The organism is Vibrio sp. SCSIO 43097 (assembly GCF_023650755.1).
In the GTDB taxonomy this organism is placed as follows: Bacteria; Pseudomonadota; Gammaproteobacteria; order Enterobacterales; family Vibrionaceae; genus Vibrio; species Vibrio alginolyticus.
This window is the reverse complement of sequence record NZ_CP071840.1, coordinates 1,231,052-1,251,565: the sequence shown is the minus strand read 5'-3', so window position 1 is coordinate 1,251,565 and position 20,514 is coordinate 1,231,052. Positions and strand designations below refer to the sequence as shown.

Below are 20,514 nucleotides of genomic sequence, written 5' to 3'. Positions count from 1 at the left end.
AGATGGTTCAAGAAGTTGGACTATATGTTCTCTTAGCCGACTCACTGAATCAAGTCCATTCAGGTGTTTAGTCATGGGAGTAACAACAAATTTCTGCAATGAATTTTAATGCTAGGCGGCTAACTTAGCGCTATAATCACCGAGTTTTGCTTAATAAGTATGAATAGGAATATACAATGCCAAAGGCAAGTGAAATCAAAAAAGGCTTCGCAATCGAGTCTAATGGTAAAACTCTTCTAGTTAAAGACATCGAAGTAACGACTCCTGGCGGTCGTGGCGGCGCTAAAATCTACAAAATGCGTTGTACAGATCTAAACACGGGCGCACGTGTAGATGAGCGTTACAAGTCTGATGACGTTGTTGAAACGGTAGAAATGAACAAACGTGCAGTTGTGTACTCATACGCTGACGGCGATGAGCACATCTTCATGGATAACGAAGACTACTCACAATACACATTCAAGCACAATGAAGTTGAAGACGACATGCTGTTCATCAACGAAGATACACAAGGTATCCACATTATCCTTGTTAACGGTGCTGCAGTGGGTATTGAACTACCATCTTCTGTTGAGCTAGTGATTGATGAAACTGACCCTTCAATCAAAGGTGCTTCTGCATCTGCTCGTACTAAACCAGCACGCTTCGCTTCAGGTCTTGTCATCCAGGTTCCTGAGTACATTGCAACTGGTGACCGAGTTATCATTAACACAGCTGAACGTAAATACATGAGCCGAGCATAAGCATGTCTGATTTGATTTCTTACGACGACGTCATCGACGCAGCGTACGACATTTTCCTTGAGATGGCTCCAGATAACCTAGAGCCAGCTGACGTGATTCTGTTTACTGCGCAATTTGAAGATCGTGGTGCCGCAGAACTTGTTGAAACCGGTGATGACTGGGTTGAACATGTTGGCTTCGAGATCGACAAAGAAGTATATGCAGAGGTTCGTATCGGCCTAGTAAATGAGGAAAATGACGTTCTTGATGACGTATTTGCTCGTATGCTAATCAGCCGAGACCCTGAACATAAGTTCTGCCATATGCTTTGGAAACGCGATTAACGTTTCTTCATCATGAACAAAGATACCAGCCTAGTGCTGGTATTTTTTTATCTGTTGTTTTCGTCTAGCTGAGATATATGTTTATACAAAGCACCCTGCTCTATATAGGCTTTAGATCCTTTTGTTATGTAACAGATAAGAAAAAGGCTTGCCGAATTGGCAAGCCTTTCTGATGTTTTGCTATCGATTAACGATGCTTGTTGCGTGCGCCTTGGTCACCAGCAGTCTTCTTCGGCTTACGACGAGAAGGGTTGTTGCTGCGACCTTTTGGCGTGTTAACACGCTCTTCATGGCGCTTAACTGCGCGACGAATTTTTTGGCTGCGTGCACGCTCTCGTTTGCGTGACGTATTGTCTTTGTTCAGATCAAGCATGGTTTCTTTCTCTGGACGAAGCTCTACAAGCTCACGCAAGTAGTTTACTTCTTTCAGGTCAAGCTCCATCCAACCGCCACGAGGCAGTTTCTTGTCTAAGAAGATGTCGCCGTAACGAACACGTTTCAGACGGCTAACGGTACACTCTTGCGATTCCCATAGTCGACGAACTTCGCGGTTACGACCTTCGTTGATAACAACGTAAAACGTGTGGTTCATGCCTTCACCACCCGCGTAAACAACATCTTCAAAGCGAGCTAAACCGTCTTCCAGTTCAACACCTTTTACTAGATTACGAACTTTCTGTTCAGTTACTTCACCGAACACACGTACTAGGTATTCACGTTCAACTTGGCGGCTTGGGTGCATTAAGCGGTTCGCCAGTTCACCATCCGTTGTGAAAAGTAGAAGACCAGAAGTGTTCGCATCCAGACGACCAACTGAAATCCAACGAGAGCCACGAATTTTTGGCAGACGATCAAAAACAGTACGACGACCTTCTGGATCGTGACGAGTACACAGTTCACCCTCAGGTTTGTAGTACGCAAGTACACGACAAATCACTTCTTCTTGAATCTTTGCAGAGACAATGTGACCATCGATACGAACTACGCTGCTCTCGTCTTCAAGTCTTTCACCAAGCTTAGCGACTACACCGTTCACGCTAACGCGACCAGATTTAATTAACGATTCAATCTCACGACGAGAACCGTGACCAGCACGTGCTAATACTTTTTGTAACTTTTCGCTCATTTATCTACCTATGTGTCGTCTTCACAGACGTCTAGACCAGGATTGGTCTGCATTTTGCTATTTACCCATTTCAGTGGGATTTTTCGGTCGGACATTATACGTAACTTTCTTAGTTAATGTAAGCTAAATCGGCGCCATTCTCCACACCAAAATTCACTTCAAAAATGACCGAAATATTTGTCCTATTCTGCAACTTTTTTACTACTTAATGCAGGCATTGCTCAACGAGAATCCCACTAATATCGGTCTTCCTGAACCACTTTAACCACGCGGTACCTGATAAAATTGTCAGGGTTACAACAATAACCACTTGGGGTGTGTTTACTGTTCGTATTGCTAGAAAGCAACGAAGAATAAGCCGTCCCTGTTTGCTGCTAAGTAATACCAATCACCGCAGACAATGAGCGCTCATAGCAAAACAAGGTCGTGGGTAACAAGACAAAAATTGTCTTTAAGTCATTAGTTCACATCAAAAATAACACTAATGCTATCGTGTACTCTGACTCTCAAGGTTCGCTCTGCACTCTCGGCGATTGGCATAAATCAGACAAAAAGGAATAGAACAATGTCTATGCTAAATCTCGACCTAAATTGGATTTTTGGGACATCTCAAGATGACGATATGACAGGCACAAAAGGCTCTGAAACAACCGATATTTTCTTCGGCTTCTGTGGTGATGATAAGTTTGTAGGATACGGAGGTAATGATATTGTCTTCGGTGGCTGGGGAGATGATACCTTGCTTGGTGGCCGAGGTAACGACTTTGTTTCTGGCGGCTTTGGAAACGATTTCCTATCCGGCGGATTAGGAAACGACAAACTCTTTGGTGGCTGTGGCGACGACACAATTTTTGATTATTCAGGCAACAACTACTTGAGTGGTGGCTGGGGTAACGACACGCTCGTTGTTGGTGATGGTGAATCAGTACTGAGCGGTGGCTGTGGAGACGACACCTTCGTGCTTACAAACCGCCTGGCTATTGGTGTACCTGATCAGCCAGTATCTTCCAACGATATTGATGTTAAAGCCGACATTGTCGATTTTAATATTTTCCATGACAAACTTGTCTTTGATATGGGCCGAGACACTGATAACGATGGCATTCGAGATACGTTCTTGGATTCAGCGGATGATCTGACTTTATCTTACAATGAATGTGGCTGGGCAGTATTCTCAAGTGATGAATACAATGTTGAAGTGACACTAAACGGTGTGAGCTCTGCATACATCAACTATGCAGAACAAAATGGTATCGACATTTTCGATTTCGCTTAACCTCAATCAGTTAAGTTCAATGAGATATTCGATATGACAACTAAAATAGGAGGCGCGATGCCTCCTATTTTGTTTGACGGTGGTGTGCGTCTACTATTCGAATGGTGCAGGGTCACCAGATCCCAAACGAACCACAACAGGTTCACCTTCGCTAAAGTCAATTACAGTCGTAGGTTGTTCACCTAAGTAACCGCCATTAAGAATCACATCAACCGCATGTTCTAGTTTATCGCGAATATCCTCTGGATCAGATTCTGTTACGTCACTGCCAGGTAGAATCAACGACGTAGACATCATCGGCTCACCTAATGCTTCCAACAAGTCCAAGGCAATTTGATTGTCTGGAACACGGATACCGATGGTCTTACGTTTTGCATTCATCAAACGACGCGGCACCTCTTTTGTGCCTTTGAAGATGAAGGTGTAAGGACCTGGTGTGTTATTTTTCAGCAGTCGGAATGCAGAGTTATCCACTCGCGCATAGAGAGAAAGCTCCGACAAATCACGACACAGCAAAGTAAAGTTATGCTTATCATCCAGACGACGAATCTGACAGATTCGTTCCAGTGCCTGTTTGTTCTCCAACTGACAGCCAAGTGCATACCCTGAATCAGTAGGGTAAACCACAACGCCGCCGTTACGAATGATTGCTACTGCTTGATTAATCAAGCGAGCCTGTGGGTTTTCTGGGTGAACGTAAAAAAACTGGCTCATTGTAATTCCTCATTATCGAGCCTCTCGGCTCTATATTTTTATAGGTTCTCGACTTCGTATTACTGAGTATTATTCAACGAAGGATCTATTCCCCAATCTTTCCAAACTGGTTCGACGCCAGCAGGCAACCATAGGTTCCTTCCTAGCTCCATCCACGGTGATGGGTAGTGAAAATCACTGCCTTGAGAGGCTAATAGTTTGTATTGTATAGCATAATCAGCCAAGTTGCGCCTTTCTTGTTGCGCTTGCTGTGGCTGTGCAACTTCCATCGCATCACCACCTGCTTCGACAAACGCTGCTAGAAGACGCTTAATCCACTTCGCTGTCAACTTATATCTGCCAGGATGCGCTAATACCGCCATTCCACCAGCCGCATGGATAGCATCAACCGCATCCTTCATCGAACACCAATTCGGTGGTACATAACCTGGGTTATTACGCGTTAGGTATTTTTTAAACACCATTTGCATGGTTTTTGCGTAACCATTATCTACCAACCATTTCGCGAAATGCGCTCTTGTCACTGGAGCATCACCGGCGATTTGCCTTACCTCTTCAAGCACACCTACTCGAGTTGCTTTTTGTAGTCGCTCTGCAATTAACTCAGATCGTGTTATGCGATGCTGCTTCTGCTGTTCTATGAGGGTAGATAATTGTTCATTTTCCGGATCAATATTCAGGCCGACAATATGAATGTCTTTGTTTTGCCAGACGGTCGATATCTCAATGCCATTGATGATTTTTATCGGCAAATTATTATCTTGAACGTATTGCTTAGCTAACGCCAAACCGTCAACCGTATCGTGATCAGTGATCGCCAAAACCTCGATATCAAAACTCAGCGCCCTTTCCACTAAATCTTTAGGTTCTAACCGACCGTCCGATGCAGTGGTGTGACTATGTAAATCAATTCTCATATTTTTATCGTTTTAATGCCGTTTTGGGGTTGACTTTTTACTCTCGCACTAGTTAACTAGTACACAAATACAAAGTACGTAATTTAAGGTTCACCATGTTACAAGAATTTAACCAAAACCAAAAAGCGAAAGTTGCGGTTTGTCTTAATAAGGCAAACTCATCAGATCTTGCTTGGTGGCGCACTTGGACTAGTTCTTGGTGGGCAAACGTATACTTCTAGTTTATAGAACCAAACGTTGTAAAGCCCGCTACTTAAGCGGGCTTTTTTGTTTTGTTGCTCATTTCACATTCAACTGCCTAAACATTAATCGAATATAGCCAACTCTAGATTGGGAGAACGTTTGCTTTATGCGACTATGTACGTCAGGAAGATTTAAACAGCTACAAGGAGGTCTTGTGAACAAGGCCATTGAAATTAAGAAACTTGGACAGCTTGAAGTGCTAACGGCTTCCGTCCCTTATACTCAAGACCCGACTCGCTTGTTCCACACACTATGTGAGAACAAAACTGACAGCCTATTGCTGGAATCTGCTGAGATCGATTCAAAGCAAAATTTAAAATCCCTGCTGATCGTAGATTCAGCGGTTCGCATTGTTTGCTTCGGCCATACCGTTAGCATGCACGCCTTGACCAATAACGGTAAAAACCTACTGTCTCACCTAAACCACAACATCCGTGGTGACGTTGAGAGCAAGTTCGATGGCGAAACGCTAACTTTGGAGTTTAACCAGCCATGCGACACGTTAGATGAAGACTCTCGACTACGTGAAGCCTCTTCTTTCGATGCGCTGCGTTTGGTTCAGCATAGTTTTGATATTTCACAGCAAGACAAACACGCGATTTTCCTTGGTGGTCTGTTTGCCTACGACTTAGTCGCAAACTTCGAGCCGCTTGGTAATGCCGAAGCAACAAATCAGTGTCCAGATTACGTTTTCTACGTCGCGGAAACACTACTTGTTGTCGACCATCAAACGGAATCTTGCCAGCTTCAAGCGACGTTGTTTGTTGATGGTTCAGAGAAAACAGCGTTAGAGACTCGTATTGCAGAAATTAGCGCCCAGTGTGCAGCGCCAAAACTGTTGCCGAGTGCAGAGCAAATAACAGATGTAACGGTAGAACCTAGCGTGTCTGATGCAGACTTCTGCCAAACCGTTCGCGACTTAAAAGAGTTCGTAGTGAAAGGCGATGTATTCCAAGTTGTACCGTCTCGTAGATTCACTCTACCTTGTCCTTCTCCACTGGCGGCTTATAAAGAACTGAAACAAAGTAACCCAAGCCCTTACATGTTCTACATGCAAGATGAGCTGTTCACTCTGTTTGGCGCATCACCAGAAAGCGCGCTTAAGTATGAAACCGATACCAACCAAATTGAAATCTACCCAATCGCAGGCACTCGTCGCCGCGGTAAGCGCCCTAACGGCGAGATTGATTTCGACCTAGATAGCCGCATCGAACTTGAACTGCGTACCGACATGAAAGAAAACGCAGAACACATGATGTTGGTTGACTTAGCACGTAACGACGTTGCCCGTATCGCACAAGCAGGCACTCGCCACGTAGCTGACCTACTAAAAGTCGACCGTTACAGCCACGTGATGCACTTGGTATCACGCGTGGTTGGTCAACTGCGTGAAGACCTAGACGCACTGCACGCATACCAAGCTTGTATGAACATGGGCACGCTCACTGGTGCACCAAAGATTCGCGCAATGCAGTTGATTCGCGATGTGGAAGGCGCACGTCGCGGTAGCTACGGCGGTGCGGTTGGTTACCTAACTGGTGAAGGCACACTCGACACGTGTATCGTCATTCGCTCAGCTTACGTAGAAAATGGCATTGCTCAAGTTCAAGCTGGTGCAGGCGTGGTGTTCGACTCTGATCCACAAGCGGAAGCAGACGAAACGCGCGGCAAAGCACAAGCGGTAATCTCTGCTATCCAAGCAGCGCATAAGTCACAATAAGGAATGGGGTTCAGAGATGGCTAATATCATTTTTATCGACAACTTTGACTCGTTCACCTACAACCTTGTGGATCAATTCCGCTCGCTAGGTCACTCAGTCAAGATTTACCGAAACAACATTCCAGCAGAAACCATTGAACAAGCGATAAACGAGCTTGAAAACCCGGTGGCTCTGCTATCGCCAGGTCCTGGCGCACCGTCAGAGGCAGGCTCAATGCCGGAGCTTATCCAACGCATGAAGGGCAAAGTGCCGATGATCGGAATTTGTCTTGGTCACCAAGCGATTGTTGAAGCATACGGCGGCACCGTTGCTGGCGCGGGCGAAATCATTCACGGTAAGGTATCTATGATGGGGCACCAAAACCATGCGATTTACCAAAACCTACCATCACCACTTGCAATTGCACGTTACCACTCGCTAGTTGCGACCAAGGTTCCTGAGAGCCTAACCATCACAGCAGAAGTGGATGACTTGGTAATGTCTGTTGTACATGAAGAAGATAAAGTTTGCGGGTTCCAGTTCCACCCGGAATCTATTATGACGACCTACGGAGCAACACTGTTGGCCAATGCCATTGAATGGGCACTTGAAGAACAAACTTCAGCGACCCCACTCACTGCTTAAAAAGCACTTGGCACATAAGAAATTTAGGAGAGGAAATATGGAAGCAATCATCAACCCTATTATTACCAAACTGTACGAGCAAGAATCGCTTACTCAGGAAGAGAGCCAACAGCTATTCGACATCATTATCCGTGGTGAACTAGATCCAATTTTGATGGCGTCAGCGCTGACTGCACTAAAAATCAAAGGCGAAACGCCAGACGAAATTGCAGGCGCGGCAAAAGCACTGCTGGCAAACGCAAACCCATTCCCTCGTCCAGATTATGATTTCGCGGATATCGTAGGTACTGGCGGCGACGGTCACAACACCATCAACATTTCAACCACTGCGGCGTTTGTTGCTGCAGCATGTGGTCTAAAAGTAGCGAAACACGGTAACCGAAGCGTTTCAAGCAAATCGGGTTCTTCTGACCTTCTTGATTCATTTGGTATCAACCTAGCTATGAACGCAGAAGATACGCGCAAAGCGGTAGACGATATCGGTGTTGCTTTCCTATTTGCACCTCAATACCACGGTGGTGTGCGCCATGCGATGCCAGTGCGTCAAACCATGAAAACACGCACCATCTTTAACATTCTTGGCCCACTGATTAACCCTGCTCGTCCTAACATCGAATTGATGGGCGTTTACAGTGAAGAACTGGTTCGTCCTATCGCAGAAACCATGCTACAAATGGGTATGAAGCGCGCCGCTGTAGTTCACGGCAGTGGCTTGGACGAAGTCGCGATTCATGGCGAAACAACGGTTGCAGAAATCAAAGACGGCAAGATCACTGAGTACACGCTAACACCAGCAGACTTCGGTCTAGAAGCGCACCCACTAGAAGCAATCAAAGGTGGCGATCCTGAAGAAAACAAAGCGATCATTACCAATATCCTGACGGGTAAAGGTACAGACGCACAATTGGGTGCAGTGGCAGTGAACGTTGCTCTGCTAATGCGTCTATTCGGCCACGAAGATTTAAAAGCCAACACGCAACAAGCGATTGAGGCAATGAATTCAGGCAAGGCGTACCAATTGGTACAACAACTTGCCGCACACGCTTAAGGAATTGAAGAACATGACTGACTTCAACACTCAGCAAGCTGACAACCTGTCTGAACACGTTTCTAAGAAAGAAGCAGAAATGGCAGAAGTACTGGCGAAAATTGTCCGCGACAAATATCAGTGGGTAGCAGACCGTAAGGTGTCTCAACCGCTAAGCACATTTCAGTCTGATTTGCTTCCATCGGACCGCAGCTTCTACGATGCTCTGAGTGGCGAAAAGACGGCATTCATCACCGAATGTAAGAAGGCATCACCTTCTAAAGGTTTGATTCGTGATCACTTCGACTTGGATTACATTGCATCAGTTTACAACAACCATGCTGACGCGATTTCGGTACTGACAGACGAAAAGTACTTCCAAGGCAACTTTGACTTTCTTCCTCAAGTGCGCGGTCAAGTCAAACAACCCGTTCTGTGCAAAGACTTCATGGTAGATACCTACCAAGTTTACCTAGCACGTCATTACAGTGCTGATGCCGTGCTACTGATGCTTTCTGTCCTAAATGACGAAGAGTACAAAGCGCTAGAAGAAGCAGCACACAGCCTGAACATGGGTATCCTGACCGAAGTCAGCAACGAAGAAGAGCTTCATCGTGCTGTTAAGCTAGGCGCACGCGTTATCGGCATCAATAACCGTAACCTTCGCGACCTAAGTACTGATTTGAATCGTACGAAAGAACTGGCACCGACAATTCGTGAACTGGCTCCTAACGCAACAGTAATCTCAGAATCTGGCATTTATACACATCAACAAGTTCGTGATTTAGCGGAATACGCAGACGGCTTCTTGATTGGTAGTTCACTGATGGCGGAAGATAACCTAGAGCTAGCAGTACGCAAAGTGACGCTGGGCGAAAATAAAGTCTGTGGTCTCACTCATCCAGATGACGCAGCAAAAGCGTATCAATCTGGCGCAGTATTTGGTGGCCTGATTTTTGTCGAGAAGTCGAAGCGTGCGGTCGACCTTGAGAGTGCGCGCTTAACCATGAGCGGTGCTCCGCTGAACTATGTAGGCGTTTTCCAAAATCACGATATCGATTTTGTTGCTTCTGTCGTGACCTCTTTGGGTTTAAAAGCGGTGCAACTGCACGGTCAAGAAGACCAAGCTTACGTAAACCAACTCAAAACCGAACTGCCAGCAGCGGTAGAAATTTGGAAAGCTTACGGCGTTACTGATGCCAAGCCAGAACTACTAGCAGACAACATTGATCGCCATCTATTAGATGCGCAAGTTGGCACTCAAACTGGCGGAACTGGTCAAGTGTTCGACTGGTCACTGATCGGCGACCCAAGTCAAATTATGCTAGCGGGCGGACTGTCGCCAGAAAATGCTCAACAAGCAGCGACACTAGGTTGCTTGGGATTAGATTTAAACTCTGGTGTAGAAAGCGCACCAGGCAAAAAAGATTCACAGAAGTTGCTCGCGGCCTTCACCGCCATTCGCAACTACTAAAGCTGGATATCAGCTAAAAAATTTAAAGCTATTCGTAGCGAAAAATACGAGAAGGAATATAACGATGGCAAAACTGAATGCCTACTTTGGCGAATACGGCGGTCAGTACGTTCCGCAAATTCTAGTTCCAGCATTGGAGCAACTAGAGCAAGCGTTTATCGACGCGCAAGAAGATCCAGAATTCCGCAGCGAATTCATGACGCTTCTTCAAGAGTATGCGGGCCGTCCAACGGCTTTGACTCTAACTCGTAACCTAACCAAAGGTACGAAAACCAAACTGTACCTAAAACGTGAAGACCTACTTCACGGTGGCGCGCACAAGACCAACCAAGTGTTAGGTCAAGCACTGCTTGCGAAACGCATGGGTAAAAACGAAATCATCGCTGAAACAGGCGCAGGCCAACACGGTGTTGCAACCGCACTAGCGTGTGCACTACTTGGCCTTAAGTGTCGCGTGTACATGGGTGCAAAAGACGTTGAACGTCAAAGCCCGAACGTATTCCGTATGAAGCTTATGGGCGCAGAAGTTATTCCTGTCCACTCGGGTTCAGCAACACTTAAAGACGCGTGTAACGAAGCGCTACGCGACTGGTCTGCAACTTATGAAGACGCGCACTACCTATTAGGTACAGCGGCAGGCCCTCACCCATTCCCAACCATCGTGCGCGATTTCCAACGCATGATTGGTGAAGAAACGAAGAATCAGATTTTGGCACGTGAAGGTCGTCTTCCTGACGCAGTTATCGCGTGTGTGGGCGGTGGTTCAAACGCTATCGGTATGTTTGCTGACTTCATCGAAGAAGAAAGTGTTCGCCTAATTGGTGTTGAGCCAGCAGGTAAAGGTATCGATACTGACCAGCACGGTGCACCACTTAAACACGGTAAAACGGGTATCTTCTTTGGTATGAAAGCGCCATTGATGCAAGATCCAAATGGTCAAGTTGAAGAGTCATACTCTGTTTCTGCTGGTCTTGATTTCCCTTCAGTTGGTCCACAGCACGCACATCTAAACGCAATTGGCCGTGCTGAATATGACAACGTGACGGATGATGAAGCACTAGAAGCGTTCCAAGAAATTGCGCGTCACGAAGGTATCATCCCTGCTCTAGAATCTTCTCACGCACTGGCTCATGCACTGCGTATGGCTCGTGAGAATCCAGAAAAAGAACAATTGTTAGTTGTGAACCTATCAGGTCGTGGTGATAAAGATATCTTCACTGTACATGCCATCCTAGAAGAAAAAGGAGCGATCTAATGAGCCGTTATGCAAAGATGTTTGAGCGCCTAAACGAGAAAAAACAAGGCGCGTTTGTACCGTTCGTAACGGTTTGCGATCCAAACGCAGAACAGTCTTACAAAATCATGGAAACATTGGTTGAGTCTGGTGCAGATGCCCTTGAACTTGGCATTCCATTCTCAGATCCGCTAGCCGATGGCCCAACCATCCAAGGCGCTAACATTCGCGCGTTAGACTCAGGTGCAACACCAGATATCTGCTTTGAGCAAATTGGTAAGATCCGAGCTAAATACCCAGAGTTACCTATTGGTCTTCTGATGTACGCGAACCTTGTTTACTCTCGTGGTATCGAGAACTTCTATGAGCGTTGTGCAAAAGCAGGTATCGATTCTGTTTTGATTGCAGATGTACCAACTAATGAAAGTGCCGAATTTGTTGCTGCTGCAGAAAAGTTTGGTATTCACCCAATCTTCATCGCACCACCAACGGCAAGTGATGAAACACTGAAGCAAGTATCAGAGTTAGGTGGCGGCTACACTTACCTACTCTCTCGTGCAGGTGTTACTGGCGCAGAAACCAAAGCAAACATGCCTGTAGGTCATATGCTCGATAGACTGAACCAATTTGATGCACCACCAGCGCTACTTGGTTTTGGCATCTCTGAGCCTGCACAGGTGAAACAAGCACTAGAATCTGGTGCCGCTGGTGCAATTTCTGGTTCAGCCGTGGTAAAAATCATTGAAGCGAACGTTGAGCAGCCACAAATTATGCTCGACAAGCTAGGTGAATTCGTTTCTGCAATGAAAGCTGCCACTCAAAAATAATTTCAGTTTGATATGACACAACAACGCCCGCTTAACATTATGTTTAGTGGGCGTTTTCTTACTATCGCGTTTATACCACGTCATTTTTTGTTCAACGCCCGCACTTTCCAAATCTATCTCAAGCAGAGCACTCAAAGAGTGTTAAGCTTGGGTCACTTAACTAACTCAATAAAGCAATGTGCAGTAAGGTTGCTACATGGAAGAAGTCAAAACACTGCTAGCCAAATGTCCTGTACTATCAGGGCTGCCAGATAAAGGGCTTAGTGAAGCAGCGCAAATGACTAAGGTTCGCTGCTTCGACGAAAAAGCACTGATTTGCAATAAAGGTGCGCTTCAATCTTCTCTTATGGTCATAGCTCAAGGTGCAGTGAGAGTGAACTCAATTAGTTCAAAAGGCAAAGAAGTCACACTGATGATTTTCGAAGCTGGTGGCTGGTTTGGAGACAATGTTTTTTCTCCCGGCATGCCTCGTATTTTTGGTGCGACCGCGCATTCGGACGTGACTGTAATGGAGCTTCCTGGAGATAAATTTCGCCAATTACTCGCCAAATACCCTCAAAGTTACCCCACTATACTCGACTTACTTAGCCGCCGCTTGTGGTCTGCTATTTCTGTTATCGAAGATGACGCGATTAGAGGAATTGAAGAACGAGTCGCCAAAAGGTTGCTGCTACTTGCTGAATACCAACTTAATCAAGCGATCGATACTCGACCATGCGTTGTCAGGGTAACAAGAGAACATATCGCTAACATGATGGGGCTAACTCGTCAGAGCGTACACAAGATACTAAAACGATTAGAAAGTATTGGGATGCTAGAGCTAAACTATGGCTCAGTAACCATTACCAATCCGAAACGCTTAGAAGAATACTTTAAAGAACTCGAGCAATAGATCCATTCAACAAACGGTAAGTATTGTCTAACTATAGCTAAAAACCTTATGCATCTAATTGGTCAAGAGCACAACACCATTTGCACTTAGGCAAGTGGTGCTGTGACACAAAAACCATTGAATTGACTAAGCTATATTCAATTCAGATTTCAACTCACGTTTCAAAATCTTTCCTGTCGCACTCATCGGGAGGTGTTCACGAATTTCGACATAACGAGGATATTTAAACGAGGCTAATTGCTCTTTACCCCACTTTTGTAATGAATCGGCGTCAATGTATTCTTTTGGTTTAAGTACAACGTAGGCTTTTATCTCTTCGCCATACTCTTCATTTGGAATCCCTATCACCGCGACCATTGAAACGGCAGGATGAGTCATGAAAACTTCTTCAATTTCTCTGGGATAAACATTAAATCCACCTCGAATGATCAGATCTTTCATTCTATCGACAATAAATAAATTACCTGAACTGTCAAAGCGGCCCACATCACCAGTATGGAACCAACCATTTTGTAGCGCAGATTCAGTAACTTCTGGGCGGTCAAGATATCCCTTCATAACATTATGACCACGCACAACAATCTCACCTTCTTCGCCTATCGGTAGTGCATTGCCTTCAATGTCGATAACTCTTACTTCGACGCCTTGAACCGGTTGACCTACCGAGCCTGGTATTCGCTCCTGATCTAAATGATTAAAACATGCAATAGGACTTGTCTCCGACAACCCGTATCCTTCTAAGATCGGCACATTAAATGTTTCTTCAAAGGTTCGAAAGATTTCGGTTGGTAATGGCGCACCACCGCTTACTGCAACACGCAATGACGAGGTATCAAATTGATGCTGCACATGAAGCAGACCGATGTACATCGTTGGCACACCAGCAAATATCGTCACCCTATGTTTTTCCACCAGCTCAAGAACATGTTTAGGCTCAAACCTAGGCACTAACACCAATGTTGCCCCGCCCAAAACACTAGCATTTAAGTGGACGGTTTGACCAAATGTATGAAATAAAGGCAAAGTTACTAAGTGAATATCATCGGCCTGGCTGCCCATAATGTTTTGTGCCACCAGAGCGTTCATTATGATGTTCTGCTGAGTCAGTTCAGCGCCTTTTGGTAAGCCTGTCGTCCCTGATGTATACAAAATCACACATGTATCATCCGCATTACGCGGTATATAATCCGGCAACGGTTGGACATCGGCTATAAACGCATTGAGAGTTATTACACCATTCCAATAGCTTTCATCTTGAGATTGAGTCAATACGACTATGCCTTCGCATGTATCGACTTGTTCAAAGGCTTTGACACCCTCTTTTGCCATTGGCAGTTCTTTCGTCCCTTCAAAGCAGAAATAAAACTTCGCTTTTGAATCTTCTAAGTGATACTTAATTTCTCGCGCTTTCAAAAGCACATTTAATGGGACTGCAACCGCGCCAGCTTTTTGTATTGCATAATAAACAAACGCGAAAAAAGGAATGTTTGGGCATGAAATCGCAACGCGGTCACCTGGCTTTACGCCTTTATTGATTAAAGACGCTGCGATCTTGCCGGCGATCGCATCAAACTGCGCATAATTTATCTTTTCAGTGCCACATATCAACGCCGTTTTATCTGGTTTACTCGCAGCATTTCTTTGTAACGCAGCAGCAAGATTCATCATAGTCTCTTCACCTCTTACTTGTCTTTCTCGTCTAATCAGCTCAGGAGCATTAACTAAGCAAGTTATCTCTAACACTGGATCGTCAGCATTTGAGTCTCACCAGCCATTACAATTTAACATTATGTTTACAACGCAATTAGAGCCAAGAATGTAAAGCAATTAACATTTCAGAAGGCAAATTAATAAAAGTGTGAGCTTGAAAGAGATGAATTGTTATAAATATCAACCCAAGTCACTAAAAACTCTGACTGCAATAGCAAATACAAAAGCGGTTAAAATTAACAAAAAGAAAACAAATAAAGAAAAATAAACTTGAACAATCCTAAGCGCGACCATTATAAGAAAAATCAATAGCAAACGTTTGCTATTGAACAAAACTTTATCGTTCGTCAATAAAATATCGATTAATCCATCAATAATACCTTGCTGCATATTGCCAATTGTAAACGATAAGTGTAAAAAGCAAGGCGAGATAATTATCCGTAAATCCATTTATGGTTAGTGGGTAATTTTAGGATTTTACATTTTATTAGCACAGAGGTTATGGAAGTGTTAAAAGAAAAGAGTTTGCTAAACAACATTGGCGTACAAGTCGTAATCGCCATGATCGTGGGCACAGCCGTTGGTGCCATGATGGGTCATGATGCGACAGTGTTCGCTCCTTTAGGTGCTATCTTTATCAACTTAATCAAAATGTTGGTTATTCCTTTGGTCGCTGTAGCCTTGATTTCTGGCGCCGCTGGTCTTGGGAACAGCCAGTCAGCAGGTAAAGTTGGCATCGTCACTCTAGGTTATTTTGGTTTAACATCCGCCCTAGCCGTTGCGCTTGCACTATTTATGGGTGAAGTATTCCAACCAGGCATGGGTATCGACGTCTCTGGCGTTGAAGGCATGTTCTCAGCAGAATACGCTTCAAAAGGTGAACTACCTACTTTCTGGGCAACCATCACTGGTATGATCCCAACCAACGTTTTCCAATCACTAAATGAAGCAAACATCCTACAGATACTCGTTTTCTGTATGTTCTTTGGTATTGCGATTTCTAAGCAAGCAAAAGAACGTCGTGAACCAATCATCAATGGTGTTAACTGCATCGTTGACGCAATGGTTTGGATGATCAACAAAGTAATGATCATTGCACCTATCGGTGTATTTGGTCTGATGGCAGAAGCCGTCGGTACGTTTGGTTTTGGTGCGCTAATGGTGGTATTTAAACTGTTCGTTGTTTACGTTGCCGCCATCCTAATCTTCGGTTTCGTTGTTTACCCAGCAATGGTGCATGTTTTCACGAAGACATCTGCGAAGAAATTCCTGTCTTCAATGAAGAAACCGCAAGCAGTTGCGCTTTCAACAGCGTCTTCTATGGCAACACTGCCTGTCACAATGGACACCTGTGAAAAAGAGCTGGGCGTAAAAAATTCAACTGCATCATTTGTTCTGCCTCTAGGCGCAACGATCAACATGTCAGGTAATGCGATTTACTATGGCTTGGTTGCTATCTTCTTTGCTCAACTGTTCAATATCGATCTAGGCATGGGCGCTTACATTGCAATTATCGTAACGTCTACATTGGGTGCGGTTGGTCAAGCAGGTGTTCCTGGCCCTTCTTTCCTAGTGGTTGCCGTGCTTCTTGCCGCTGGTATTCCAATTGAAGGTCTACCGCTGCTATTCGCTCTTGACCGTATTTTCGATATGATTCGTACAGCACTGAACATCACAGGTGATGCTGCATGTGCAGTTATCGTTGATGCGCTAATTGAAGAAGAAACGGCAGAAGCTGAGCTAAAAAAGCAAGAAGCCTAACCCTTTCTTGAATAGACCAAAAACCGCTCATAATGAGCGGTTTTTTTGTCTTTTCTTGCATTACGTAACTATACAAATAGAAACCGATGGCATAAATTTTTCAAAATGATATAAACCATTACAAAATATAACAAAACGTTAGAGCTAGGTTATATCATGAGTCTTGAGCAATCTTTGGAATATCTCACCAAAATAAATTTGCCGATCGAATCAAAGCAGCAGGCCCTGGTTGACTCAGTTATTCTTACCCTAACGAAACAAAAACGAGATGCTCTTTTTCAACAGGTTGCTCTGTATCGAATAAAACTGCTTAAATCTCTCTTTCCTAAACACGCATCAAAAAGTCTTTCTGCACTATTTGAGTTAATGGATTATCGAGATTTAGTGCAACAGTATCCGACAGGTTTCTCCAAAGAGATTCGTTTACTTGAACAACTTGCCGCAGATTGTTACCCGCATTGGATGGTTTTCTGGTGTCAATGCGAGATCGAAGCAATCAAGCAAAAATATCCTTCAAACGAAGCTGCGATTCCTACTCCGCTTCCGTTTGAGGACCACAGCTATACTAGCGTGTTAATTGAAGATATCGCAGATTGCGATCTTGAGGTAATGCTGCCAAATCATGCAGCGTTAATGCCGATTTCCGAAGCGATCACACTGAGTAATCTTGAGCTTTTCGTCCAAACTGAACAATGGTTTGAAATCTTGCCTCTTTTATCACTCTCGCAAAAAGGGCAGCACTTTGCCCTCTTGCTCAAATCGTCATCTTCACCAATCATGGTCTCCTCCGCTTTAGTGCAAAGCTGGCATCAACGAAATAACTGGCTTAGTTACTCACCACAGTTTAGTAACGAACAATGGCAGTTTTGCTTTCCTAATCATGGGTACAGTGTTCTCAATCAACTGGGTATTTTGGGGTGTCGTGCTCTAACTCATGAGCACACTCTTATTGAGTTTGATGCTCAGTTTCAATCTCGTGTAAAGAACACTGAAGCGGTTTGCGAAGTGCTGCGCCTTACGGTGGGAGGCAACATCCAACAAAAGCTGTATTTTTTGTATCTGGCGCAAAAAACAATGATGAGTGAGCTTTATAAAACAGGCTATAAGCTCGGCTTTACCATTATTGAGCAAGTATTTATGTTAAATTTCTATCAATCTATTGATTTAAGTGCCTACTTTCACTCAGGATACCGCGACATTAACGGTGACGGTACCAAGACATACCGCGGTTTCTGGAATTTAGGTATGATGGTTGAAGCATTTCAAGACATACAATTTCGCGACTACAAACATTGCGTACGAACAAAAAGAATGGATAAAAAGGTGAATGAGCATGCTTGATGTTCATTTGCACGGTCTCTTTTACCCAAAAGCAATGGCATTGTACGCGACTGTACTAATAGTATTCGCTTGGCTACTGTATTACTGCTATCGCCTAAAACAGAAGAGTGAATCAATCTTAGGCTCGCATCACGCGCCTTACATCGCTTATTCCAGCTGTATCATTGTTTGGATAAGCAGCAACGCCTATTTCCATACCGATTTATTGCCAGAATTAGGCTCTGTTGGTGGCATCTTTATGGCTAAGTTAGCGAACTTAGCGTCTTTTTTCGCCTTTGCGTTTGCATTCTATTTTTCTTGCCAGTTAACCGCAGATGTTAAAAAAACAGCGGTCAAAGTCTGGCAAAAAGTCGTCTTTGTCACACTAGCAACGTATTCACTGTACATCAACTTAGTGCCGAATCTTACTGTCGAAAATGTCACCATTAGTGGTCCAAGCCAGTTCGTCATTAAATTTGGCCCACATACCTCATATTTTTTCATTAGTTTGCTAGCTTTCGTGGTACTAACGCTGCTTAACTTGATTGCCATGCGCGCTAACAGCAGCAAGCTCACGTTAGCAAAAAGCAACTATATGATCGCTGGCATTTTGGTATTCATGTTATCTACGGCAGTGATACACCTTGGAATGACGTATTTCCTTGGCGACTTCTCCCTAACTTGGTTACCACCAGCACTTTCAATCAGCGAAATGTTGTTTGTGGGCTATGCCCTACTTACCTCTCGCTTCTACAGCGCTAAATATCTCACGTACTTAACGGTAAGCGCGCTCTTAGTCTGCGCCATTTTTGTTCTGCCGCTAGGGGCGATATTTATTCCTATCTCTGAAGATAACCAATGGCTTGTTGCGGTACCTTTATGCGCGCTTATCGGTATCAGTTGGCACTTGCTTTTTAAGCGAGTCAGTCGTTTCGCTTCATATTTTATTTATGGGAAACGACACACTCCCGTTCAGCAAATCCTTGGGTTAGAGGAAGAGTTTAAACGCTCAATAGATGATGCTATGCGTCAGTTGGCATCGTTACTTAACATACCAAACAACAAGCTACAGCTAGTCACTAGCAATTACACAGAAACGTTTTACGAAGAGTACCTGCCGTCAAGCAAGTCAGTTCTCGTGCTTGATGAGTTGTCTGAAGAAATTGATTATGCCTCCTCTTCTAAAGGGTCGATGAGAAAGCTCTACGAGCGTATGCGCTCAAGCAATACTGCGCTCGTTATGCCTCTCTTCGGTCGTGGAAAATCTGTTACTCACTTGCTGATTTCTTCACATAAAATAGATAATAAGCTGTTTTCTAATGAAGAAATCTCAGCTCTGCAAACGTTATTAGTTCGCATCCAGAGCACCATTGAAGCCGATAGAAAGGTACGCCAAAGCCGTGCGCTGGCTAACTCCATTGCACATGAAATGCGTAACCCTCTCGCTCAAGTACAATTACAATTTGAAGCTTTAAAACAGCATATAGAGTCAAACGCCTCACTGGATATGCTAAAAAGAGAAATTGATAAAGGTGAAGCCGCTATACAACGCGGTCGACAACTTATCGATATTATTTTACGAGAAGTTAGCGACAGCTCACCAGAGCATGAGCCTTTAGCTCTCACTTCCATACATAAAGCCATCGACCAAGCAGTAAGCCGTTATGGTTTTGAAAACGATCAAATAATTGAGAGAATTAACCTGCCACAGGCACACGATTTTGTCGCGAAGTTAAATGAGACCCTGTTTAACTTTGTCATTTTCAATTTGATTCGTAACGCTATCTACTATTTTGATTCTTATCCCGACAGTCAAATTGAGATTCGTACCCAGGCGGGGGCTTACGAAAACATTCTGATCTTCCGAGATAGTGGGCCAGGTATAGATCGCAGTATCTTACACAAGATATTTGATGACTTTTTCTCGTATCAAAAAAGCGGAGGCAGTGGCTTAGGTTTGGGCTATTGCCAACGTGTTATGCGCTCCTTCGGAGGACGAATAGAGTGCCAGTCTGAATTGAGCGAGTTCACAGAATTCTACTTGTATTTCCCAGTCGTACCAAACGCACCAAAACCAGAGACATTGAGAGCACCGGACTTTGATAACTGGAAAGCAACTCCATCACATTCTGAAAATCATTCAGCTCAACACGTACAAGTATGTAAAGATGCACCAACAGTGCTCATTGTTGATGACAAAGAGGTGCAACGCACCTTGGTACAGATGTATTTAAAAAGATTGGGAGTCAACAGCTTACAAGCAAATAATGGAGCCTCTGCGGTAGAACTATTCCACTCTCACAAGATTGATCTCGTTCTTATGGATGTCCAAATGCCGGTAATGAATGGATTTGACGCCAGCCAACGGATTAAGCAAATCACATCCTCCGTTCCAATCATTGCCTTATCTGGTGAGTCTGGAGCTAGAGAGTTGGAGCTAATTTCGACACTCATGGATGACAGGCTCGAAAAGCCCACCACGTTAAATGCACTTCAAGTCGTCATCCAAAGATGGTTACAGAACGAGAATTTTGCACCTTCCAACACTTTTTAATTTGCAAATATAGAATTGGCACTAGATG

The 20,514-nt window shown here is 44.3% G+C and carries 18 protein-coding genes and 1 other annotated feature; of the genes, 14 read left to right on the top strand and 4 right to left on the bottom strand.

Annotated features, from left to right (window positions below; all coding sequences use genetic code 11):
• The first annotated feature begins 176 nt into the window (after positions 1-176).
• Together efpL and J4N40_RS05875 are read left to right on the top strand one after the other, a co-directional pair.
• The gene (gene efpL / locus J4N40_RS05880; RefSeq protein WP_250654422.1) at positions 177-743 is read left to right on the top strand and encodes an elongation factor P-like protein EfpL; all 567 of its coding nucleotides are present in this window, start codon (positions 177-179) and stop codon (positions 741-743) included.
• Between the two features lie 2 nt (positions 744-745).
• A complete protein-coding gene (locus tag J4N40_RS05875) occupies positions 746-1,066 on the top strand; it encodes an HI1450 family dsDNA-mimic protein (RefSeq protein ID WP_005376800.1) in 321 nt (106 codons plus the stop codon).
• Between the two features lie 187 nt (positions 1,067-1,253).
• Here J4N40_RS05875 and rluB read toward each other — a convergent pair whose 3' ends face one another.
• A complete protein-coding gene (gene rluB, locus J4N40_RS05870) occupies positions 1,254-2,192 on the bottom strand; it encodes a 23S rRNA pseudouridine(2605) synthase RluB (RefSeq protein ID WP_005376798.1) in 939 nt (312 codons plus the stop codon).
• Positions 2,193-2,757: 565 nt separating this feature from the next.
• On the opposite strand from rluB, the gene J4N40_RS05865 reads away from it, so the two are divergent.
• Complete coding sequence (locus J4N40_RS05865) at positions 2,758-3,468, top strand: calcium-binding protein (protein WP_005376796.1); 711 nt, start codon at positions 2,758-2,760, stop codon at positions 3,466-3,468.
• A gap of 93 nt (positions 3,469-3,561) precedes the next feature.
• On the opposite strand, the gene J4N40_RS05860 is transcribed toward J4N40_RS05865, so the two are convergent.
• Together J4N40_RS05860 and rnm are read right to left on the bottom strand one after the other, a co-directional pair.
• Complete coding sequence (locus J4N40_RS05860) at positions 3,562-4,182, bottom strand: L-threonylcarbamoyladenylate synthase (RefSeq protein ID WP_005376791.1); 621 nt, start codon at positions 4,180-4,182, stop codon at positions 3,562-3,564.
• A 59-nt stretch (positions 4,183-4,241) separates the two neighbouring features.
• Positions 4,242-5,099, bottom strand: a complete 858-nt coding sequence (gene rnm, locus J4N40_RS05855) for an RNase RNM (protein WP_213970693.1) — start codon at positions 5,097-5,099, stop codon at positions 4,242-4,244.
• A gap of 95 nt (positions 5,100-5,194) precedes the next feature.
• On the opposite strand from rnm, the gene trpL2 reads away from it, so the two are divergent.
• The 8 genes from trpL2 (at position 5,195) to J4N40_RS05815 (ending at position 13,141) form a co-directional block, all read left to right on the top strand.
• A complete protein-coding gene (gene trpL2, locus J4N40_RS05850; RefSeq protein ID WP_005376787.1) occupies positions 5,195-5,320 on the top strand; it encodes a tryptophan operon leader peptide in 126 nt (41 codons plus the stop codon).
• Positions 5,267-5,370, top strand: a sequence feature (Trp leader region). (Overlaps the previous gene by 54 nt.)
• 126 nt (positions 5,371-5,496) lie before the next feature.
• Complete coding sequence (locus tag J4N40_RS05845) at positions 5,497-7,062, top strand: anthranilate synthase component 1 (protein ID WP_213970694.1); 1,566 nt, start codon at positions 5,497-5,499, stop codon at positions 7,060-7,062.
• A 16-nt stretch (positions 7,063-7,078) separates the two neighbouring features.
• Positions 7,079-7,687, top strand: coding sequence for an aminodeoxychorismate/anthranilate synthase component II (locus J4N40_RS05840; protein WP_250654421.1), 609 nt, complete (start codon positions 7,079-7,081; stop codon positions 7,685-7,687).
• A gap of 37 nt (positions 7,688-7,724) precedes the next feature.
• A complete protein-coding gene (trpD, locus tag J4N40_RS05835) occupies positions 7,725-8,735 on the top strand; it encodes an anthranilate phosphoribosyltransferase (protein ID WP_213905764.1) in 1,011 nt (336 codons plus the stop codon).
• A 13-nt stretch (positions 8,736-8,748) separates the two neighbouring features.
• Complete coding sequence (trpCF, locus tag J4N40_RS05830) at positions 8,749-10,188, top strand: bifunctional indole-3-glycerol-phosphate synthase TrpC/phosphoribosylanthranilate isomerase TrpF (RefSeq protein ID WP_104975457.1); 1,440 nt, start codon at positions 8,749-8,751, stop codon at positions 10,186-10,188.
• A 64-nt stretch (positions 10,189-10,252) separates the two neighbouring features.
• Positions 10,253-11,443, top strand: a complete 1,191-nt coding sequence (gene trpB / locus J4N40_RS05825; RefSeq protein ID WP_005445041.1) for a tryptophan synthase subunit beta — start codon at positions 10,253-10,255, stop codon at positions 11,441-11,443.
• On the top strand, positions 11,443-12,249 hold the full coding sequence (trpA, locus tag J4N40_RS05820; RefSeq protein ID WP_213911099.1) for a tryptophan synthase subunit alpha: 807 nt from the start codon (positions 11,443-11,445) through the stop codon (positions 12,247-12,249). Before trpB ends, trpA begins: the two co-directional genes overlap by 1 nt.
• Positions 12,250-12,445: 196 nt before the next feature.
• Positions 12,446-13,141, top strand: a complete 696-nt coding sequence (locus J4N40_RS05815; protein ID WP_005376777.1) for a Crp/Fnr family transcriptional regulator — start codon at positions 12,446-12,448, stop codon at positions 13,139-13,141.
• A 126-nt stretch (positions 13,142-13,267) separates the two neighbouring features.
• On the opposite strand, the gene J4N40_RS05810 is transcribed toward J4N40_RS05815, so the two are convergent.
• Positions 13,268-14,809 (bottom strand): long-chain-fatty-acid--CoA ligase, encoded by a 1,542-nt coding sequence (locus tag J4N40_RS05810; RefSeq protein ID WP_054577046.1) that lies wholly within the window; start codon positions 14,807-14,809, stop codon positions 13,268-13,270.
• A gap of 543 nt (positions 14,810-15,352) precedes the next feature.
• On the opposite strand from J4N40_RS05810, the gene J4N40_RS05805 reads away from it, so the two are divergent.
• From J4N40_RS05805 to luxN, 3 genes are all read left to right on the top strand, one after another.
• A complete protein-coding gene (locus J4N40_RS05805; RefSeq protein ID WP_005376774.1) occupies positions 15,353-16,612 on the top strand; it encodes a dicarboxylate/amino acid:cation symporter in 1,260 nt (419 codons plus the stop codon).
• Positions 16,613-16,768: 156 nt separating this feature from the next.
• Positions 16,769-17,953, top strand: coding sequence for an acyl-homoserine-lactone synthase (locus tag J4N40_RS05800; RefSeq protein WP_250654420.1), 1,185 nt, complete (start codon positions 16,769-16,771; stop codon positions 17,951-17,953).
• Positions 17,946-20,486 carry a quorum-sensing autoinducer 1 sensor kinase/phosphatase LuxN gene (luxN, locus tag J4N40_RS05795; protein ID WP_054577679.1) on the top strand — a complete coding sequence of 847 codons (2,541 nt, stop codon included), beginning with the start codon at positions 17,946-17,948 and terminating at the stop codon, positions 20,484-20,486. Before J4N40_RS05800 ends, luxN begins: the two co-directional genes overlap by 8 nt.
• Positions 20,487-20,514 lie beyond the last annotated feature (28 nt).